The 18708-nt window shown below is 72.8% G+C and carries 20 protein-coding genes; 10 read left to right on the top strand and 10 right to left on the bottom strand.

The genetic code is table 11. From position 1 onward, the window contains the following. The gene (gene lpdA, locus ACZYRU_RS24195) at nucleotides 1–1401 is read right to left on the bottom strand and encodes a dihydrolipoyl dehydrogenase (RefSeq protein ID WP_488959661.1); all 1401 of its coding nucleotides are present in this window, start codon (nucleotides 1399–1401) and stop codon (nucleotides 1–3) included. A 117-nt stretch (nucleotides 1402–1518) separates the two neighbouring features. Between lpdA and ACZYRU_RS24190 the strand changes: the two genes are divergently transcribed. From ACZYRU_RS24190 to ACZYRU_RS24180, 3 genes are read left to right on the top strand one after another with little or no spacing between them, the layout of a single operon-like run. After that, complete coding sequence (locus ACZYRU_RS24190; protein WP_488959660.1) at nucleotides 1519–2694, top strand: S8 family peptidase; 1176 nt, start codon at nucleotides 1519–1521, stop codon at nucleotides 2692–2694. Nucleotides 2695–2740: 46 nt separating this feature from the next. Further along, a complete protein-coding gene (locus tag ACZYRU_RS24185; protein WP_203046527.1) occupies nucleotides 2741–3193 on the top strand; it encodes a gamma-glutamylcyclotransferase family protein in 453 nt (150 codons plus the stop codon). 60 nt (nucleotides 3194–3253) lie between these two features. Next, on the top strand, nucleotides 3254–4696 hold the full coding sequence (locus ACZYRU_RS24180) for a YncE family protein (RefSeq protein WP_488959659.1): 1443 nt from the start codon (nucleotides 3254–3256) through the stop codon (nucleotides 4694–4696). Nucleotides 4697–4711: 15 nt separating this feature from the next. On the opposite strand, the gene ACZYRU_RS24175 is transcribed toward ACZYRU_RS24180, so the two are convergent. Continuing rightward, a complete protein-coding gene (locus ACZYRU_RS24175; protein WP_488959658.1) occupies nucleotides 4712–4936 on the bottom strand; it encodes a hypothetical protein in 225 nt (74 codons plus the stop codon). A gap of 120 nt (nucleotides 4937–5056) precedes the next feature. Here ACZYRU_RS24175 and ACZYRU_RS24170 point away from each other — a divergent pair, with 120 nt between their 5' ends. From ACZYRU_RS24170 to ACZYRU_RS24150, 5 genes are all read left to right on the top strand, one after another. Beyond that, nucleotides 5057–6091: a hypothetical protein gene (locus tag ACZYRU_RS24170; RefSeq protein ID WP_488959657.1), complete on the top strand. Its 1035-nt coding sequence runs from the start codon at nucleotides 5057–5059 to the stop codon at nucleotides 6089–6091. Nucleotides 6092–6100: 9 nt separating this feature from the next. After that, complete coding sequence (locus ACZYRU_RS24165; protein ID WP_488959656.1) at nucleotides 6101–6934, top strand: purine-nucleoside phosphorylase; 834 nt, start codon at nucleotides 6101–6103, stop codon at nucleotides 6932–6934. A 22-nt stretch (nucleotides 6935–6956) separates the two neighbouring features. Next, nucleotides 6957–7934, top strand: a complete 978-nt coding sequence (locus ACZYRU_RS24160) for a DUF2332 domain-containing protein (RefSeq protein WP_488959655.1) — start codon at nucleotides 6957–6959, stop codon at nucleotides 7932–7934. Further along, complete coding sequence (locus tag ACZYRU_RS24155; RefSeq protein ID WP_488959654.1) at nucleotides 7931–8263, top strand: hypothetical protein; 333 nt, start codon at nucleotides 7931–7933, stop codon at nucleotides 8261–8263. The genes ACZYRU_RS24160 and ACZYRU_RS24155 overlap by 4 nt, the downstream gene beginning before the upstream one ends. An 82-nt stretch (nucleotides 8264–8345) precedes the next feature. After that, nucleotides 8346–8918 (top strand): Uma2 family endonuclease, encoded by a 573-nt coding sequence (locus ACZYRU_RS24150; protein WP_488959653.1) that lies wholly within the window; start codon nucleotides 8346–8348, stop codon nucleotides 8916–8918. A 21-nt stretch (nucleotides 8919–8939) separates the two neighbouring features. On the opposite strand, the gene ACZYRU_RS24145 is transcribed toward ACZYRU_RS24150, so the two are convergent. After that, complete coding sequence (locus ACZYRU_RS24145) at nucleotides 8940–9749, bottom strand: ABC transporter permease (protein ID WP_488959652.1); 810 nt, start codon at nucleotides 9747–9749, stop codon at nucleotides 8940–8942. Continuing rightward, nucleotides 9746–10765, bottom strand: coding sequence for an ABC transporter ATP-binding protein (locus ACZYRU_RS24140; RefSeq protein WP_488959651.1), 1020 nt, complete (start codon nucleotides 10763–10765; stop codon nucleotides 9746–9748). Before ACZYRU_RS24140 ends, ACZYRU_RS24145 begins: the two co-directional genes overlap by 4 nt. 62 nt (nucleotides 10766–10827) lie before the next feature. On the opposite strand from ACZYRU_RS24140, the gene ACZYRU_RS24135 reads away from it, so the two are divergent. Continuing rightward, nucleotides 10828–11769 (top strand): helix-turn-helix transcriptional regulator, encoded by a 942-nt coding sequence (locus ACZYRU_RS24135; RefSeq protein WP_488959650.1) that lies wholly within the window; start codon nucleotides 10828–10830, stop codon nucleotides 11767–11769. 10 nt (nucleotides 11770–11779) lie between these two features. Next, nucleotides 11780–12346: a TetR/AcrR family transcriptional regulator gene (locus ACZYRU_RS24130; protein ID WP_488959649.1), complete on the top strand. Its 567-nt coding sequence runs from the start codon at nucleotides 11780–11782 to the stop codon at nucleotides 12344–12346. A 10-nt stretch (nucleotides 12347–12356) separates the two neighbouring features. Here the strand turns inward: ACZYRU_RS24130 and ACZYRU_RS24125 are convergent, their stop codons facing one another. From ACZYRU_RS24125 to ACZYRU_RS24100, 6 genes are read right to left on the bottom strand one after another with little or no spacing between them, the layout of a single operon-like run. Then, the gene (locus tag ACZYRU_RS24125; RefSeq protein ID WP_488959648.1) at nucleotides 12357–13397 is read right to left on the bottom strand and encodes an HtaA domain-containing protein; all 1041 of its coding nucleotides are present in this window, start codon (nucleotides 13395–13397) and stop codon (nucleotides 12357–12359) included. A 50-nt stretch (nucleotides 13398–13447) separates the two neighbouring features. Continuing rightward, a complete protein-coding gene (locus ACZYRU_RS24120; protein ID WP_488959647.1) occupies nucleotides 13448–14707 on the bottom strand; it encodes a hypothetical protein in 1260 nt (419 codons plus the stop codon). Beyond that, the gene (locus ACZYRU_RS24115; protein WP_488959646.1) at nucleotides 14700–15785 is read right to left on the bottom strand and encodes a hypothetical protein; all 1086 of its coding nucleotides are present in this window, start codon (nucleotides 15783–15785) and stop codon (nucleotides 14700–14702) included. The genes ACZYRU_RS24120 and ACZYRU_RS24115 overlap by 8 nt, the downstream gene beginning before the upstream one ends. Then, nucleotides 15779–16564 (bottom strand): heme ABC transporter ATP-binding protein, encoded by a 786-nt coding sequence (locus tag ACZYRU_RS24110; protein WP_488959645.1) that lies wholly within the window; start codon nucleotides 16562–16564, stop codon nucleotides 15779–15781. The genes ACZYRU_RS24115 and ACZYRU_RS24110 overlap by 7 nt, the downstream gene beginning before the upstream one ends. Then, nucleotides 16561–17586: a FecCD family ABC transporter permease gene (locus tag ACZYRU_RS24105; protein ID WP_488959644.1), complete on the bottom strand. Its 1026-nt coding sequence runs from the start codon at nucleotides 17584–17586 to the stop codon at nucleotides 16561–16563. Before ACZYRU_RS24105 ends, ACZYRU_RS24110 begins: the two co-directional genes overlap by 4 nt. Beyond that, on the bottom strand, nucleotides 17583–18698 hold the full coding sequence (locus ACZYRU_RS24100) for a heme/hemin ABC transporter substrate-binding protein (protein WP_488959643.1): 1116 nt from the start codon (nucleotides 18696–18698) through the stop codon (nucleotides 17583–17585). The genes ACZYRU_RS24105 and ACZYRU_RS24100 overlap by 4 nt, the downstream gene beginning before the upstream one ends. Nucleotides 18699–18708: the final 10 nt, after the last annotated feature.

Raw genomic sequence — 18708 nt, 5'->3', positions numbered from 1 at the left:
TCAGAGGTGGATCATGTGGCCGGCGATCCCGTGGATCGCCTCCTTGACCGCCTCGGACAGCGTCGGGTGGGCGAACACGTTGCGGCCCACCTCGTCGGCGGTGAGGTCCCACTTCTGCGCGAGGGTCAGCGCCGGGAGCAGCTCGGTGACGTCGGGGCCGATCATGTGGGCGCCGAGGATCTCGTTGAACTCCGCGTCGGCGACGATCTTGACGAACCCGACCGCCTCGCCGAGGCCCTGCGCCTTGCCGTTGGCCGAGAACGGGAACGAGGCCGTCTTGACGTCGTACCCCTTGTCCTTGGCCTGCTGCTCGCTGTAGCCGAAGGAGCCGATCTGCGGCTGGCAGTACGTCGCGCGCGGGATGTAGTCGTACTCGACCGGCATGGTCTCGGCGCCGGAGAGGTGCTCGGCGGCGACGGTGCCCATCGCGTCGGCGACGTGGGCCAGCATCATCTTCGCCGTGACGTCGCCGATCGCGTAGACGCCCTCGACGCTCGTGCGGCAGAACTCGTCGACCTGGATCGCGCCACGCTCGGTGAGCGCGACCCCGGTGCTCTCGAGGCCGTAGCCCTCGAGCCGCGGGGCGAAGCCGAACGCCGCGAGGAACCTGTCGGCCTCGAGGACCTGCTCGTCGCCGCCAGCAGCGGGGGCGATGCGGACCTTGACGCCGGAGCCGGTGTCCTCGACGCCCTTGACGGCGGTGGAGGTCAGCACCTTCACGCCGAGCTTCTTGTAGTGGCGCGCGAGCTCCTTGGAGACGTCGGCGTCCTCGGTCGGGACCATCCGGTCGAGGAACTCGACGATGGTGACGTCGACGCCGAAGTTCTTCAGCACGTAGGCGAACTCGACGCCGATCGCGCCGGAGCCGCCGATGATGATCGAGGAGGGCAGGTTCTCGTCGAGGATCTGCTCCTCGTAGGTGACGATGTTCTGCCCGTTGGGGGTGACGCCGGGGACGCTGCGGACCGTCGCGCCGGTGGCGATGATGAGGTTGTCGCAGGTGTGGTCGGCGGTCGAGCCGTCGTTGAGCGCGACGGAGACCGACTTCGGCCCGGTCAGGGTGCCCCAGCCGTCGATCTCGGTGATCTTGTTCTTCTTCATCAGGAAGTGGACGCCCTTGACGATGCCGGCGCTCACCTGGCGGGAGCGCGCGTGCGTCGGACCGAAGGCCATCGTCGCGTCACCCTCGATGCCGAACTTGGCCTTCTCGTGGGTCAGCGTGTGAGCCAGCTCGGCGTTCTTGAGCAGCGCCTTGGACGGGATGCAGCCGACGTTGAGACAGACGCCGCCCCAGTACTTCTTCTCGATCACGGCAACGGACTTGCCGAGCTGGGCGGCGCGGATCGCGGCGACGTACCCACCGGGGCCGGCACCGAGGACGAGGACATCGAAGTGGGTCACGGAACCAGCGTAGTGGGGCACCTCCTTGTGCCCGACATCACGCTCAGGGCAGAGTTCACCTACTCATGAGTACGGCGGCATCGGGTCGCCGTCCGCGAAGAGGAAGTTGCTCCCTCCATGTCTCGGATTCTCGGATTCACCGCGTCCTGCGCGCTCGCCCTCGCCGGCCTGGCGGCAGTGCCGCTCCCCCAGGCCCAGGCCGCTCCCACCGGCCTCGTCGACGTGATCGTCACGCTCGCACCGGGCGCGGACGCCGCCGCCACCGCCCGCTCCGTCGCGGGTGGCCGGGGCCGCGTCACCCACGTCTACGAGCACGCACTCAACGGCTTCGCCGCCAGCCTCCCGGACGCTGCGCTCAACCTCCTGCGCGGCAACGGCCGGGTCCGGTCGATCGAGCTCGACGCCCGGGTCCACGCCAGCGGCACCCAGTCCCCCGCGCCCAGCTGGGGCCAGGACCGCGTCGACCAGCGCAACCTGCCGCTCGACAATGCCTACTCGTGGACGAGCACCGGCTCCGGCGTCGACGCGTACGTCGTCGACACCGGCATCCAGCTCAACCACCCCGACTTCGGCGGCCGGGCCGTGTCCGGCACCGACACCGTCGACGGTGACGCCGATGCGACCGACTGCAACGGCCACGGCACCCACGTCGCCGGCACCATCGGCGGCACCAGCAAGGGGCTGGCGAAGGCGGCCCGGCTGGTCGCCGTACGCGTCCTCGACTGCAACGGCTCCGGCGCGACCTCCGGCGTGATCGCCGGCCTCGACTGGGTCGTCGCCAACCACCAGGCCGGCCGGCCGGCCGTCGCCAACATGAGCCTCGGCGGCAGCGCGTCCGCCACGCTCGACGCCGCGGTCAAGCGGGTGATCGCCGACGGTGTGACGATGGCCGTCGCGGCGGGCAACGAGAACGCCGACGCCTGCACGAAGTCGCCCGCCCGGGTCCCGGAGGCGCTGACCGTCGCGGCCAGCGACCGCACCGACGCCCGCGCCAGCTTCTCCAACCGCGGCACCTGCGTCGACCTGTTCGCCCCCGGCGTCGACATCACCTCCGACTGGCTCAACGCAGGCACCAACACGATCAGCGGTACGTCGATGGCGACCCCGCACGTGACCGGCGCCGCGGCGCTCTACCTGTCCGCCCACCCGACCGCCACGCCGGCCCAGGTCGGCACCGCGGTCCTCGGCGCGACCACGAAGAACAAGGTCACCGGCACCGAGAAGAGCTGCGTGCTGCTGATCATCTGCTCCCCCGCCACCCCCAACAACCACCTGCTGTACACCGGCGCCTGAGCCCTGCTTGACCAACGGGCGGCGTACGACGGTCTAGCCTGAGCCCGTGACGTCGTACGCCGCCTACGGCACCAACCTCGACCCCCAGCGGATGGGCGAGCGGTGCCCCCACTCGCCGCTGCAGACCACCGGCTGGCTGACCGGGTGGCGGCTGACCTTCGGCGGCGAGGAGCACGGCTGGGACGGCGCGCTGGCGACCATCGCCCCCGACCCGATGAGCGCCGTCTTCGTCGCCGTCTACGACGTCAGCCCGCTCGACGAGCCGAGCCTGGACCAGTGGGAGTCGGCCGACTCGGGGCTCTACCGCAAGACCAAGGTGCGGATCTCGACCATGGCCGGCGAGGTCGTCGCCTGGACCTACGTCCTCGACGCGTACGAGGGCGGGCTGCCCTCGGCGTCGTACCTCGGAGTGCTGGCCGACGCGGCCGAGGCCGCCGACGCGCCGGCCGACTACGTCACCGGGCTGCGGTCCCGCGCCTGCCGCTCGACAGGCCTCTAGCGGCGTCATCTGGTTCTCGCGCGGGCGTGACCCCGCAGAAACCTGAATCGTTGTCAGGTCATGCGGACGTCCTCTCGCGCTCTCCGTCGCCTGTCCCTCGCCGTCACCGCCGTCGGTGTCGCCGCCCTGTCGCTGGCGTTCCCTGACGCCGCGCCCGCTCAGCCCGGGGAGGACGTGGCCGGTCGTTCGGCCCGCGCCGCCCTGCCCGCCGCGCCGACCTCGCTGCCGCAGCGGGCGCCCGGCCTGCGCGACGTGATGTGGGTCGGCAACAACTGGGCCGGTACGGCGAGCGTCGTCGACGCGCACGACTTCACCGTGCTCAAGCGCGGCGTGGACCTGGTGCCCGACAAGGCGCAGGAGCTCGCCGACATCCGCAGGAGCCCGGTCGACCTGGCGTACTTCCTGCTCATCCGGTACGGCCCCGGCGAGGGCCACGACCAGTTCGTCGACGACATGTTCACCACCCTCGACGGGCGCTACCTCGCGGTGTCGCGACCGAGCTTCGCCGACGTCGTGTGGATCGACATCGCCAAGGCGACCGCCGGTGCCCCGGACTCGATCGTGCGCGAGCAGTCGATGGACGGCAACCGCAGCGACCACATGGCGCTCTCGCGTGACGGCCGCCGGCTGCTGGTCTCGGACTCGACCAAGCGCCAGGTGATCGAGTACTCCATGGTCGACGAGACGCTCACCGACGGCACCGTCGTGAAGATGGGCGACCGGTTGCGGACCTTCCCGTCCGGGGAGACCCCGCACGAGAGCAACTACACGCAGGACGGCCAGCGGATCTTCCACGCCTCGATCGGCCTGGTCTACACGCCCGGGGACATCCCGCTCCTCGATCCGCTCAAGGGCGACCGGTGGTTCCAGGTCGTGCGCAACTCCGACTTCTCGATCCTGGAGCGGTGGGGCATCGGCCGCGAGCTGGCCGAGGCCGGGTACCCGAACATGAGCAGCGCCGTACGCCCGATGGCGGTCTCCCCCGACGAGCGCTACGTCTACTTCCAGGTCTCGTTCTTCCACGGCTTCGTCGAGTTCGACACCCAGGCCCCCGACCTCAACGGCAAGGTCGACTACACCCTCGGCGGCGTGCCCGAGCCGTCCGTCGGCGCGGTCACGCGGCTGATCCCGCTGCCCAACCGGGTCCCGAACATGCTGCGCGAGAAGTACGTCAACGACTCGGCCCACCACGGCCTGTCGATCAACGCCGACGGCGACACCCTCTGCGTCGCCGGCACCATGGACGACTACGCGGCGCTGGTGGACCGTACGTCGGGCCGCTCCACGATCTTCGACGAGAGGACGACCGGCCACACGTACCTCAAGCCGTACTGGACCACCGAGGGCCTCGACGACACCTGCTGGATCTCGCTGTCGGGCAGCGACGCCGTCGCGGTGATCGACACCGACACCGGCCAGGAGCTGGCCTACCGCGAGGTCGGCGACCACCCGCAGCGGGTGCGGCACGGGTACGTCCCGGATAGCCTCGTCGCGACCTGGTGATGCCGGGCGGAGCGGTCAGCCGTCTACGAGCTTCTGCGCCAGGACGGCGATCGACTGTCCCGATAGCAGGTCGGTCACGGTGTAGTCGTCGGCGGTGTCCTTGAGCGACGTGCCGATCCGGTCACTGGCGCCGGCCAGGTGCTCCAGGTCGCCCCGGTCCTCCTCGAGACGGGTGTCGAGTGCCGTGCTGAGCTCGTCGGCACCGGCCACTGGCGACCTCGCGGATCCGGGACGGCTCACCGGCGATCAGCTTGGCGAGCATCTCCTCGGGATCGGGCACCGGACCCTCATCCCCCGCGACCGCGACGAGGAGACGCGGGCAGCTTGTGTGGACCGGGGACGGACGGGTAGGACCGTGCCATGCCGCTGTCCGACCGCGCCCGTGACCGTGCCCGCGGCGCCTTGCTGACCCTGCTCGCCGCGGCGGTGTCGGTCACCCCGGCGGCCTGCTCCGGCGGCGACGATCCCGGCCGGCGCGGTGGCGCGGACCGGGGGCCCGTCGACCTGCCGGGCGTCCACGCGTCCGCCGTGGGCGAGGAGCTGATCGAGGAGGACACCCCCGGAAAGGTCGTCGCGGTGGACCTCGAGCGCGGCATCACCGTCGACCAGGCCACTGCGGTGTTCGAGAAGATCGACGAACTCGCCCCGGACGAGACGATCGTGACCCTCGACTGCGGTACGGCGTCCACCGAGCTCTCCGACCAGGACGACACCTGCGACGCGGCAACGAACTCCTTCGACGCCCCCCAGGGGCCGGCCCGCCACGGCGCGGAGGTGCTGCTCGCTGCATCCCGTGCCTTTCCCGAGGCCGTCGTGACCGTCGGGAGCCGCAAGGACGTCGGCATCGATCTCGGCGCTCCGGGGCCTGACGACGTCGCGGTGGCCCTCGACCGGGTGCGGGCGGACCCGGTCCTCAGCACGACGGGCGACCTGATGGTCGGGTCGGGTTCACGGTCCCCCGACCCGCGGTTCGGGGTGAGCACCGTGCCTCCATTGACCGACTCGACGATCGCCCTGTGGCGCCGGCTGACGCCGACCCTGGCGACCCTGCAGCTGAACCGCGGCGCCGCGCTGTCGCTCGAGATCGGCGCGGCCGGCACGAGGATCGCGGCGGGTGTCGAGGTGCCGGGCGTCGTTCCTCCGGAGCAGCTCACCCCCGCGAGCCACGGCGCCGCGCTGTGGCCGTTCCTGCACGCCCAGCTCGACGTCGTCGCGACCCTGCCCGCCGGGACCACCTACACCGTCGCCAACGCCTACCGCCCCGTTCCCGAGGCGGCTGAGGCGCACGGCCACGACGCGTTCCTCGACGTGCGGGTCGGGGCCAGCGGCCGGCCCGACGACCTCGGCCGCACCTGGAACGTCGACGCCACCCGGTATCTGGCCTCGATGTCCTAGGCTCGCGCCGTGACCGAGTCCCCCACGCCGTACGCCCTGGCCGAAGAGGCCGCCGCCCGTCTTGCCGAGCTCACCGGCGTGGCCCGCCACGACGTCGCGCTCGTGCTCGGCTCCGGCTGGCTGCCGGCCGCCGACGCGCTCGACGGCGCCGGGGGCGCGAACACGACCGAGATCGACGTGACCTCGCTGCCGGGCTTCGCGGCGTCGGCGGTGCAGGGGCACTCCGGCAAGATCCGCTCGATCCGGATCCCCGGCACCGACGGCAACCCGGACCGTCACCTGCTCGTGTTCCTCAGCCGCACGCACTACTACGAGGGCCGCGGTGTCGCGGCCGTGGTCCACGGCGTGCGTACGGCGGCCGCCGCCGGCTGCCGCGCGATCGTGCTCACCAACGGCTGCGGCGGGCTCAAGGAGACCTGGACGCCCGGCACGCCGGTGCTGATCAGCGACCACATCAACCTGACCGGCGAGTCGCCGATCGTCGGCGCGAACTTCGTCGACCTCACCGACCTCTACTCCTCGCGCCTGCGCGAGATGTGCCGCGAGGTGGAGCCGACCCTCGACGAGGGCGTCTACGTCCAGTTCACCGGCCCCCACTACGAGACGCCGGCCGAGGTGCGGATGGCCGGCATCATGGGCGGCCACCTGGTCGGCATGAGCACCACGCTCGAGGCGATCGCCGCCCGCGAGGCCGGGATGGAGATCCTCGGCATCAGCCTGGTCACCAACCTGGCTGCGGGACTGAGCGGCGAGCCGCTCAACCACGCCGAGGTCCTCGAGGCCGGCCGCAACGCCGCCACCCGGATGGGCGCGCTGCTCGGCAACATCGTCCCGCGCATCTGACCTCCTGACGCGCTGCCCCGCCGTGGAGCCGTACGCCGAGGTCGAGGAGTCCTACCGACGCTTCGCCGACGAGGCGGTGGACTCCCCGACCTTCGCGGCATGGGCGGCCGCCGTGGCCGACGACGCCGAGGTCGTCGCGTGGATCCGCACGCTGCCGGAGCTGAAGCAGCAGCCCAACCTGGTGTTCGCGGCCGCCCGTCACCACGGCGTATCCGCGCCGGGTCCGTACGACGGCCTGCGGGCCGCGCTGCTCGGTGACACCGGCGCCCTGCGCGCCACCATCCTGGCCCGGGCCACGCAGACCAACGAGGTCGGCCGGCTGGCGACGCTGGTGCCCGCGTTCGCGGGCTTCCCGGGGCCGCTGGCGCTGCTCGAGGTCGGCTCGTCCGCCGGGCTGTGCCTGTACCCCGACCGCTGGGGCTACGCCTGGTCGACGGACGACGGCGAGGTGGCCCTGGGCGAGGAACCGCGGCTGCCGTGCCGGGTGAAGGGCCCCGCTCCCCTGCCCGCCGCCCTGCCCGAGGTGGCCTGGCGCGGCGGCATCGACCTGCACCCGCTCGACGTCACCGACGTCGACGACATGGCCTGGCTGGAGACCCTGGTCTGGCCCGAGCAGGACGAGCGCCGGGCCCGCCTGGTCCGGGCGATCGAGGTGGCTCGCACGGACCCGCCGGTGGTCGTGGCCGGCGACCTGGTCGAGGAGCTACCGGCGATGGTCGAGCGCGCGTCGGCGTACGGGACCGTCGTGGTGTTCCACAGCGCCGTCATCGCCTACCTGCCGCCACCGCGCCGGCTCGAGTTCGACGCGCTGGTGCGTGACCTCGTCGCCGCCGGGAAGTGCCACTGGGTGAGCAACGAGGGCAAGCGGGTGCTGCCCTCCGTGACCGCCAGCGGCCCGCCGATCCCGGACGAGCACCCCACGTTCGTGCTCGGGATCGACGGGCGGATGGTCGCGCAGACGCACGGCCACGGGCGGGCGTTGCGCTGGACGGCGTCATGACGGAGGCCGTGACGGACGTCGTGACGAAGCAGCGGCGCGGGATGGCAGCACTGGTCACGGTCGTCGTCGCCAACGTGGGCGCGCTGGCCTGGCTGTGCGCGCCACCGTCGCTGGTGCCCTCCCTGGGCTTCGAGGTCGACGTCTACGGCCCGATCGTCGTCTTCGCGGCGTTGGTGCTGCTGGTCGGTGGCGGCTGGGCGACCGGCTTCCTGCCCCGGCGCTCGCCGTACGTCCTGATGGCCGGTGCGATCCTCCTCACCGACGTCGCGCTCGCCGTCCTGGCCACGCTCTGGTTCATCTCGATCATGAACGGCGTCGCGGCGCTGTGAGGCCCTGTGGAAGACCTGCCCCGGTTGTCGTAGGTCGCCAGCACGCTGGTCGGCATGGAGAACAGGAGGCACCATGGGAGTCATGACAGTGGTCCCACCGCGACTCGAGCACGGCGACGTCATCGTGCGCGAGGGGCCCTTCACCGTCGCGGAGCGCGACGCGGTCCCCGACAACGGCTACCGGCATGAGCTGCTCGACGGAATCCTGCTCATGACGCCGACACCACAGCCGCGGCACCAGTCGATCGTCGGTTCTCTGTACGTGCAGCTCCGCGGCGCGTCTCCCGCCGACCTCAAGGTGTTCCTCGCGCCCTTCGACGTCAGGATCGGCGAGCGGAGCGCGATCGAGCCGGATCTCGTCGTCGTGCGGCGTACCGACGTCACGGAGAAGGGTGTCGCGGTCGCGCCACTCCTCGCCGTCGAGGTGCACTCGCCCTCGACCAAGGCCTACGACCTCGGGCCCAAGATGGAGATCCTGGCGGCGGCTGGATGCCCGTCCTACTGGACCGTCGACCCGAAGGACCCCGAGCTGACTGTCTGGTCCCTCAACGACGATCGGTACGTCGTGACGGCCCGCGTGGCCGCCCAGGAGACCTGGACGGCCACGGAACCGTTCCCGGTGACGATCACGCCGGTCGACCTGCTCGACCTCTGACCGGCAGCCTGACCTCAGCGGTCAGCTGGCGCGGTTCATCCGCCGTACGCCGACCCACAGCCCGAACGCGGCGACGACCAGCGACGCGGCGAAGCCGGCGAGCACGGTGTCGGCCGGGAAGGACCCGGCGAACAGGGCGCGCTCGGCGTCGACGATGTAGCTGAGCGGGTTGAGGTCGGAGGCGGTGCGCAGCCAGCTTGGCGCGCCGTCGAGCGGGAGCAGGACGCCGGCGAGCAGCAGGAGCGGGAAGATCACCGTCTGCTGGACGGTCCAGAACACCCAGGACTGCTCCTTCGCGGCGACCGCGAGGGCGAGGCTGAGGGCGCCGAGGCCGACGCTGAACGGGACGAGGACCAGCACTCCGACGACGACACCGCCCAGGTGCAGGTCGAAGCTGAAGGGCGTCGCGACGGCGACGATGATCAGCGTCTGCAGCAACAGCGGCACCATCTCGCGCAACGCCTTGCCGATCAGCAGGGACGAGCGGCGCACGGGCGAGACGAGCAGCCGCTCGAAGGAGCCGCTGATGATCTCCTCCGAGAGGTTGGCGCCGGTGAAGGACGCGCTCATCAGCGCGGTCATCGACACGATGCCGGGCACGAACCACTGCAGCGCCGACCCGGTCGGGGTGTCGGGCAGGAGGGGCGCGAACAGGCCCAGGAAGACCAGCGGCTGCACCATCGCGAACAGCACCGATGCCGGTTGGCGCAGCACCGGCTGGAGCTCGCGGACGAGAACGTTGACGACGTCGGCGACGAGGCCGACCGGCCGCGAGTCGACACGGGTACGTCGGACGGCGGGTGCCGCCGCGGGGGCGAGGTCGATGCTCATGCTGCTGCTCCTTCGGTGGAGGCGGTCGGGGTGTGGGAGGTCTCGCGCAGGCTGCGCCCGGTGAGGTCGAGGAAGACGTCGTCGAGGGTCGGGCCGACGACCTCGATCCGGGTGACCGGCGTACCGGCCGCGGCGAGGTCGGCTACCAGGCCGGGCGCGGCGTCGCGACCGAAGGCCGCGCGGACCGCGACGTGGCTGCCGGTCACGGTGACCTGGGCGCCCTCGATCCGGTCGGCACGGGCGGCCGCGGCGCGGGCCGCGTCGACGGACACGAAGTCCATGGCGACCAGGTCGCCGAGGGCGGACTTGAGGGCGTCGGCGCGATCGTCGGCGATGACCTGGCCGTGGTCGATCACGATCACCCGACCGGCGAGGGCGTCGGCCTCCTCGAGGTAGTGGGTGGTCAGCACGATCGTGGTGCCCAGCTCGGCGTTGAGGCGGCGGACCTGCTCCTGCAGGTTGACCCGGTTCTGCGGGTCGAGGCCGGTCGAGGGCTCGTCGAGGAAGAGGATCGGCGGCTCCTGGACCAGCCCGATCGCGACGTCGAGGCGGCGGCGCTGGCCGCCGGAGAGCTGGGCGACCGGGCGGTCGGCGTGCTCGGTGAGGTCGAACGCCTCGAGCAGCTCCTCGGTCCGGGTCCGCGCGTCGCGCCGCGACAGGCCGTGCGCGCGGGCCTGGCACATGATCTCGTCGCGGCCGCGGTACTGGTGGCCCGCCGCGTTGCCCTGGCCGACGTACCCGATCGAACGGCGGACGGCGGCGCGGTCGCGGACCACGTCGTGCCCGGCGACCGTCGCCGTCCCCGAGGTCGGCGCGATCAGCGTCGTGAGCATGCGCAGGGTGGTGGACTTGCCGGCGCCATTGGGGCCGAGGAAGGCGACCAGCTCGCCGGCCGCCACCTCCAGGTCGAGCCCGCGGACGGCCTCGATCGTCTGCTTGTTGCGCGTGAAGTGGCGGGTGAGCCCGGCGGTGCGGATCACCGGCCCGCTGGCCTGGTGCGTCGTGTTCATCTCCATGACCACCACGCTAGGAGCCATTCCGGTCAGGTTCTGTCCTGATTGGCCACTATCTTGAATGCATGTCCACGTCAGCCCGGATGCTGCGGCTCCTCTCCCTCCTGCAGACCCACCGGTTCTGGTCCGGCGGCGACCTCGCCGAGCGGCTCGAGGTCAGCGACCGGACCCTGCGCCGCGACGTCGAGCGCCTGCGCGACCTGGGGTATGACGTCGACGCGGTCCGTGGGGCGGCCGGCGGCTACCAGCTGCGGGCAGGTGGGGCGATGGCGCCGCTGCTGCTCGACGACGACGAGGCGGTTGCCGTCGCGGTCGGCCTGCGCGCGGCGGCGAACGGCGGCGTCCCGGGCTTCGAGGACACCACGCTGCAGGCGCTGACCAAGGTGATCGCGCTGATGCCGCCGCGGTTGCGCCGCCGGATGGGCGCGCTGCAGACCCAGACCGAGGGCCTGCCGTGGTCGGGCGGACCGACGCTCGACCCCACGGTGCTCACCACCCTCGCCCAGGCCTGCCGCGACGACGAGGTGGTCACCTTCCCCTACACGGCGTACGACGGGACGAGCACCACGCGCCGCGTCGAGCCGCACCGGCTGGTCAACCTCGGGCGCCGCTGGTACCTCGTCGCGCACGACCGCGAGCGCCAGGACTGGCGCTCGTTCCGGGTGGACCGGGTGGCCGACGTGCCGAGCACGACGGGTCAGCGGTTCCGGCCGCGCGAGATCCCCGGTGGCGACGCGGCGCAGTACGTCAGCCGTGGCCTGCGGAACCGGCCGCAGCGCCACCACGTGCAGGTCGTGATCCAGGCGCCCGCCGCCGAGGTGCACGCGGTGATGGGGCGCTGGGGTGAGGTCGAGGCGCTGTCCGAGACGTCGTGCCGGATGACGATGAGCACCGACACGCTCGACTGGCCGGTGCTCGTGCTCGCCAACCTCGACCGTGACTTCGAGGTCGAGGAGCCGGCCGAGCTGACCGCGCTGATCGCGCGGCTGGCGGCCCGGGTCCACTAGTCTTCGGCGCGTGCCTCGCATCCTCGGAGAGTCGCTGAGCGACCACCGCGAGCTGGTCCAGCGCCGCGTGTTCGACGCGTTCGCGGTGCTGATGGGCGAGGCCAGCTTCGACGCGGTCACGATGGCCGCGATCGCCGAACGGGCCGGGATCGGGCGGACGTCGATCTACCACCACTTCCGCGACAAGGAGGCCGTGCTGGTCGCCTTCGCGACCCACGAGACCGACGCCTACACGACCGAGCTGCAGGCCGCACTGGACGCGGTGGAGGAACCGGCCGACCAGCTGCGGACCTACGTCCGCCACCACGTGGCAGCGGGCGAGAAGTTCCACATGGGCCTCGGGCCGTCGCTGTACGGATTCCTCTCCCCCGCCGCCCGGCTCGAGATCCGCGACCACGTCGTCGCCGTCGAGGACGTGCTGCGCGGCATCCTCGAGCGCGGCCGCGCCGACGGCACCTTCCGGTACGACGACGCCGATGCCACGCTCTCCCTGGTCCACGCGTGCCTCAGCCCCCGGCACCTGCCGTCCGCCGCGATCGAGTCGTTCGTGCTGCGGGCGGTCGGCGCCGAGGGCTGAGCGCGGACCGCTACTTCTTGACCTTGACCTTCGCGGTGGCGGTCGACGCCCGGTGCACCTGGTCACCGGAGTAGGTCACCGTGAGGGTGCCCTTGCCCTTGGCCGACCTCGGGAGCTTCACGCTCGCCGTACCGTCGGCCGCGAGGGCGACCGTCGTCGTGAGCCTGACCTTCTTGCCCTTGAGCTTGCCGCCCTTGTAGACGACGGTGACCGAGCCGGTCGGCGCGAAGCGGGCACTGGTCACGCTGATCGTGACCGCACCCTTCTTCATGGTCCGCGGCTTCTTCGTCACCGCCACGGCCGCGGTGGTGGCCTGCGGCAGGGCGACCTGCGCCGCGCTCACGCTCGCCCGGAACGGCGAGGCGACCTTCTTCGGCTGGTTGGCGGCGCTCGCGTAGAAGTGCGCGCGGAGGCCGGCGGTGAGCTGCGCGAGGAAGGACGGGGCGAACGAGCCACCGTCGACGGGCTTGCCGGCAGTGATCCCCAGGGCAGCCGACTCGGGCCCCTCGGGGAGCACGCCCGCCCAGCGGGGCGTGTCGGCGAGCGTGGCCGCGCCCTCGGCGACGGTCCAGTCGCTGGTCGCTGCCGCGAAGGTGGTGACCACGACCCGCGCCGGTTCGGTGCTCGCCTCCGGGTTGCCCATCGCTGCTGCGTTCCACGCGGACACCACGGCGGACAGTGAGCCCTTGCCGGTGCGGTCGACGGTGACGACCGGGTCGGCGACGGTCACGGTGTAGAACGTGGAGCCCATGTTCTCGAAGGAGCCGGAGACCGAGCCGTCGTAGGCGATCGTGGTCACGCCCGACGAGGCGTCGTACGAGCCGACGCCGTTCGGGAAGGTGACGACGCCGTCGGCGTTCTCGGTGGCGCCGTCGCCCAGGACATGGGTCGACAGATGGTCGTCGAACTGCTGGCTGATCTCCCACTGCAGCTCGGGTGCGGCGGCCACGGCCTGCGCGGGCGACGGGGCGCTCAGCGCGAGGGCGGTGGCGGCCACGCCGCTGGCCGTGATCGCCGCGAGGGCGCGGCGGGGGTTCGGTCGGATGGACATGGGTGTTCCCTTCTGTGGTGGTCCCGAGATGGACACGGAGGCGGAGCTGCTCAACGCAGGCCGCGGACGGGCGGGGGTACGACGAGCGCGGCCGCCGCGAGGAGCAGCAGGGCACCCCCGGCCCACCAGGGCCAGGCACGCTCGTCGATCGGGGCGGACGCGGTGGGCGTCGCGGGGGCCGAGCTCAGGCGCAGGTCAGTGCCCGGTCGCGTCAGCAGTGCGTCTGCTGCCGGAGGGGTCGCGACGACCGGCGGGACGGCGGCCGGCGGAGCGGCGGCGTCGGATGCCGGTGCGGCCGACGCGGACCGCGGGCCGGGGTCCGGCGGCGGGGGCGCGCTGTTCACGACGACCGGCGGCTTGGTGGCGCCGGCCGGCGGGGTGGGCACGACCACTGCGGCGCCGTCGAACGACACGGTCAGTGGTGCCGCCACCTTGTGCGCGTCGTCGGACCCGCCGCTGGAGTACCAGAACGGACCGGTCCCGAGCACCTCCATGAACCGCACCCAGGAGATCGGGAAGGAACCCCAGTCCGCCCCCGAGCGGACCTGGGACCCGGTCGCGGGGTCGAGGCTCACACCGCGGTACGCCGGGTCGACGGTGAACCCGTTGCTGGTGAGCGACACCGACGGCAGCGTGGCGATCGTGACCGTCGCCGGTGGCACCGCTGCCCAGCGGGTCGGGTCGTCCTGCGCCGACGCGAAGCCGCCGAGCGTGGCGGTGACGGTGCCGCGGCCGTCGGCCACCTCGAGCACCGGGTCGCTGAGGTGGAAGAACGAGTACCCCGAGTAGTAGACGACGCTCGCGCTCCCCTGCCAGGCGATCCGCGCGGTGCCGGCGGCCCGGTCGAGGACACCGGTCCCCCCGGAGAAGACGAGCTGGTGGTTGCTGGACGTCCCGACCTGCAGGCTCGCACCGGCGCTGTCGGTCCGCAGGCCGGCCCAGGTGGCGTCGGTCCACGCCCTCGTGAGTGCGTCCCACTTCTCGACCTCGACGGCGCCGGACCGCTGCTGCCACTGGCCCTCGGCGACGCTCTGGCCGCCCCTGCCGGGATCGGGCAGGGCGCCGGCCATGAGGAAGTTGTAGGTACCGGGGTTGTGGGCCGCGGTGTTGGACTCGGTGTTGATGCCCCAGCGCAGCACGGCGTCGGTCAGCGTCTCGCCGCCGTCGTCGGTCGGGTCCGTGGTGGGTTCCGTGGTGGGCGGGTCGGTCGGCTCGTCGGCACGGGCGGGCGTGACGGCGAGGGTGGCGAGGGCGACCAGCCAGGCGACGAGTCCGGCGGCGGCGAGGACGGCGGCGAGCGGCCTACGCACGGGAGGCTCCTCGACGTCGGGCGAGGACCAGGCGGGCGAGCGCGCCGGCGAGCACGACGCCCGCGGCAACGAAGAACCCGATCCCCCACCGATCGGCGGAGCGCTCCTGCTGGACCGGCGCAGCGGCCGCGACCACCGGCTCGTCGCCGGCCGCGATGGCGAACCGGACGACGGGCGCCTGGTCGCCGTCGAGCCCGTACAGCCGCAGCTCGTGCGTGCCGCCCGAGACGCCGAGTGGCAGCGTGACGACGCCGGTCACCTGGCCCTGCGCGCCGACGAGGAAGGGTCCGGCCGCGGCGACGCCGTCGTCGAGAACGGCCGAGACCTGGGCGCCGGGCGTGAGTCCACGGGCAGTGAAGGACAGGGCCCGGCCGGCCACGGCGGAGGGGCGATCGACACTGAGCACCGGCACGGTGCCGGCCTGTGGGGCAACCGGGGTATCCGGGGTGTCCGGTACGACGGCGCCGGGCACCGCTGGCTCCTCGCCAGCGGGAGTGCCCTCCACCGGCGACGCCTCGCCGCCGTACAGGTCCCGCACGGTGACCGGCGTGAAGCTCTCGTTGGCGGCGTTGGTGACGCCGTGGGCGCCGACGGTGATGATGCCGCAGCGGACCTTGCGGCAGTCGATGGTGCGGGTGCCGCCGTCCCGGTCGACGGCCTGGAAGGTCGCGCCGGGGACGGTGATGGTCGTGGACCAGCCACCGGCTGCGGAGACCACGCCGCCGTTGGCGGAGGCCGCGGTGTCCGAGCCCGGGAAGGCGACGTACTTCTGGTGCCCGGCGTTGGCCTGGCTCTCACTGTCGGGGACGTAGAAGTAGTCCTGGCCGGTGACGCCGCCCTTGCTGGGCCGCCAGCTGCCCGAGACGGTGCCGAAGAAGACGTAGATCCCGCCGTGGCCGCCGCGCACGGACTGGAAGCCGGCGCCGCCGACCTTCAGCGTGGTGGCGTACGTCGGGTCGATCACCGCGCCGCCCCGGTCGCTGCTGATCGACACGCGGGCCTGGGCGTGGGCCGCGGGGACGGGCGCCACCAGGCATGCGAGCACGCCGAGCAGCACGACGGTGGTCCTGGTCAGCACGGCGCCCCCTGGGTGGCTCGAACGGGTACGACGACGGGCGCGCCGTCGTGGTCGAGCACCCGCACCGGGTGCTGGTAGACCTCGCCCAGCAGGTCCTCGGTGAGCACCTCGCGGGGCGTGCCGACCGCCCGCACCCGGCCGTCGGCGACGACGCAGATCCGGTCGGCGTACGCGGCGGCCAGGGACAGGTCGTGCAGCACGACCACGACCGCGGCGCCCTCGGCAGCAACCGCCCGGGCGACCCCGAGGACGGCCTCCTGGTGGCGGATGTCGAGGGCGGCGGTCGGCTCGTCGAGCAGCAGCACCGGCGTCTCCTGGGCGAGCGCGCGGGCGAAGGAGGTGCGGGCCTGCTCGCCGCCGGACAGGGTCGGGAAGGTGCGCTCGGCGAGGCGGTCGACGTCGGTGCGCAGCATCGCGGCGGTCACGACCTCGTCGTCGGCGGCCGCACGCGCCGTGCGGTGCCACGGCGAGCGGCCCATCGCGACGACGTCGTGGACCCGGAAGCCGAACGCGAGGCCCTGCTGCTGGAGCTGGACCGCGCGCTGCTGCGCGGCCTCGCGGGCGGCGTACGACGCCAACGGCCGCCCCGCGAGGTGGACGGCTCCGGCGCCGGGCCGGATGTCGCCGGCCAGGACGCCGAGGAGGGTGGACTTGCCGGCGCCGTTGGGGCCGACGAGCGCGACCAGCTCGCCCGGCCGGACGGCGAGGTCGACGCCGGCGAGGACGACCTTGTCGCCGAGGGTGACGTGGATGCCGCGGGCTTCGAGTGCCGAGGTCATGCCCAGCCTCCTGCGGTGCGACGGGACCGGCGGATCAGCCAGAAGAAGAACGGGCCGCCGACGAGCGAGGTGAGCATCCCGATGGGCAGGTCCGCGTTGTCGATGGCGGTCCGCGCCCACAGGTCGGCGAAGGTCAGCAGCACCGCGCCGCCGAGGGCGCTGGCGGGGACGAGCAGCAGGTGTCCGGGACCGGCGACCATCCGCACCAGGTGGGGCACGACGAGGCCGACGAACGCGATGATGCCGCAGAAGGAGACCGCGGCCGCGGTGAGCAGCGCGACGACCACGATCGCCGCGAGCCGGAGTCGCTCGACGTCGACGCCGACGTGGAAGGCAGCCCGGTCGCCGAGGGCGAGCAGGTCGAGACGGCGGGCCAGGACGAGGGCGGCGGCGATGCCGACAGCGGTGAGCGGGGCGACGACGGCGACCGCGGCCCAGCGGGTGCCGTTGAGGCTGCCGAGGGTCCAGAACACGATCTCCTCGCGGGCCTGCTGGTCGCCGAGGAACATCAGGAACGCCAGCGCGGCGCTGGTCATCGCGTTGAGGGCGATGCCGGTGAGCACGAGGGTGACGACCTCGGTGCGGCCGCCGGCGCGGGAGAGCAGGTAGACGAGCAGGGTCGCGGCGAGGCCGCCGAGGAAGGCCGCCACGGCGATGGTCCAGGAGCCGAGCACGGCGGCGTCGAAGACGATCACGCAGCCCGCCGCGACGGCCGCGCCCGAGGAGACCCCGACGACGGCGGGCTCGGCGAGCGGGTTGCCGAAGATGCCCTGCATGACGGCGCCAGCCGTGGCCAGCGCCGCGCCGACCAGCGCGGCGAGCACGACCCGCGGGAAGCGCACGTCCCACAGGGTGTCCTCGGCGCGCGGGTGCGTCGGCAACGGTCCGAGGTCGAGCCCGATCCGGTGCAGCACCGAGCCGAGCACCTCCATCGGCGGCACGTGCATCTGCCCCTGCCCGGCGCCGACGACGAGCGCGACGAGGAGCAGGCCGGTCAGCAGCGCGAGCAGGCCGCCCTTCACTGGACGGACTCCGGCGCATAGACCGCGACCGCGAGCGCGTTGAGGACGTCGGCGGTCTGCGGGCCGAAGCCGAGGATCTGCGAGTCCTCCATGTCGACGAACCGCTCGTGCTCGCCGGCCGGCGTGTTCGCCAGTGCCGGCAGCCGCTCGAGCAGGCCCTTGACACCGTCGACCGAGTCGAGGCCGCCGCTCATCATCAGCACCAGGTCGGGCTGGGCGGCGACGATCGCCTCGTCGGTGACCGGCTTCATCCCGTTCCAGCCGATCTCCTCGGCGACGTCGTACAACCCGAGCGCGTCGATCAGCCCGTCGGCACCGGACTCCTCGCCGAAGAGGTAGTAGACGCCGGACTGCCCGCGGACGTAGAGGAACAGGGTGCGCAGCCGGTCGGTCTCGGCCTTCGGCGCGACGCCGGCGATCGCCGTACGCACCTGGTCGACCTCGGCCTCGGTCCGCTCGACGAGCGCCTTGCCCGCCGCCGGTACGCCGAGCGCCGAGGCGACCTGGTGGGTCAGCTCGGCGACGTTGTCGAGGCCGCGGTGGCTGTCGACCACGACGACCGGGATGCCGGCGTCGCGCATCTGCAGGACCACGTTCCACGGCCCGAGCGAGGTGTCGGTGAGGATGACCGTCGGGTCCAGCTCCAGGATCGCCTCGGCCGCGAGGTCGTGCCCGTTCTGGGTGACCAGGGGCAGGTCGGCGGCCTCGTCGAACTGCGTGGAGATGTCGCGCCCGACGACGCGGTCACCGAGTCCGAGCTCGAAGACGGTGCGGGCCAGGGTGCCGTAGACGTCGAGGGCCAGCACCCGGCTGGCGTCCTGCACGGTCACCTCGGTGCCCTGCGCGTCGGTCACCGTCACAGGGAGGGCGGGCTCCGGCTCCGCGACCGGGTCGAGGTTCCCGTCGGCGACGACGGCGCTGGTCGCGCCGGTCCAGTCCCGGGCGTCCGCGAGCGGCGTGACGTCCGCGAGCCGGGGGGCCGCCGTACCGCTGCCTGCTCCCCCGCTGCGCTGCGAGGCCGCCGGCGAGGAGAGACCGCAGCCGGTGAGCAGGACGGCGGCGGACGCGGCGGCCAGCAGGCGCCGCGGCGTGCGGACGGAGTGGGAGATCACGCGGGTGGCT

This window comes from Nocardioides sp. F233, from assembly GCF_057813895.1.
This window is presented reverse-complemented; position numbering and strand designations above follow the sequence as displayed.

What these genes read in the sequence shown, in the direction of transcription:
- ACZYRU_RS24140 (WP_488959651.1), bottom strand. Translation starts at nt 10,765, where the DNA reads ATGGAGATGAACACGACGCACCAGGCCAGCGGGCCGGTGATCCGCACC.
- ACZYRU_RS24170 (WP_488959657.1), top strand. Translation starts at nt 5,057, where the DNA reads ATGCCGCTGTCCGACCGCGCCCGTGACCGTGCCCGCGGCGCCTTGCTG.
- ACZYRU_RS24190 (WP_488959660.1), top strand. Translation starts at nt 1,519, where the DNA reads ATGTCTCGGATTCTCGGATTCACCGCGTCCTGCGCGCTCGCCCTCGCC.
- ACZYRU_RS24145 (WP_488959652.1), bottom strand. Translation starts at nt 9,749, where the DNA reads ATGAGCATCGACCTCGCCCCCGCGGCGGCACCCGCCGTCCGACGTACC.
- ACZYRU_RS24125 (WP_488959648.1), bottom strand. Translation starts at nt 13,397, where the DNA reads ATGTCCATCCGACCGAACCCCCGCCGCGCCCTCGCGGCGATCACGGCC.
- ACZYRU_RS24180 (WP_488959659.1), top strand. Translation starts at nt 3,254, where the DNA reads ATGCGGACGTCCTCTCGCGCTCTCCGTCGCCTGTCCCTCGCCGTCACC.
- ACZYRU_RS24110 (WP_488959645.1), bottom strand. Translation starts at nt 16,564, where the DNA reads ATGACCTCGGCACTCGAAGCCCGCGGCATCCACGTCACCCTCGGCGAC.
- ACZYRU_RS24150 (WP_488959653.1), top strand. Translation starts at nt 8,346, where the DNA reads ATGACAGTGGTCCCACCGCGACTCGAGCACGGCGACGTCATCGTGCGC.
- ACZYRU_RS24155 (WP_488959654.1), top strand. Translation starts at nt 7,931, where the DNA reads ATGACGGAGGCCGTGACGGACGTCGTGACGAAGCAGCGGCGCGGGATG.
- ACZYRU_RS24135 (WP_488959650.1), top strand. Translation starts at nt 10,828, where the DNA reads ATGTCCACGTCAGCCCGGATGCTGCGGCTCCTCTCCCTCCTGCAGACC.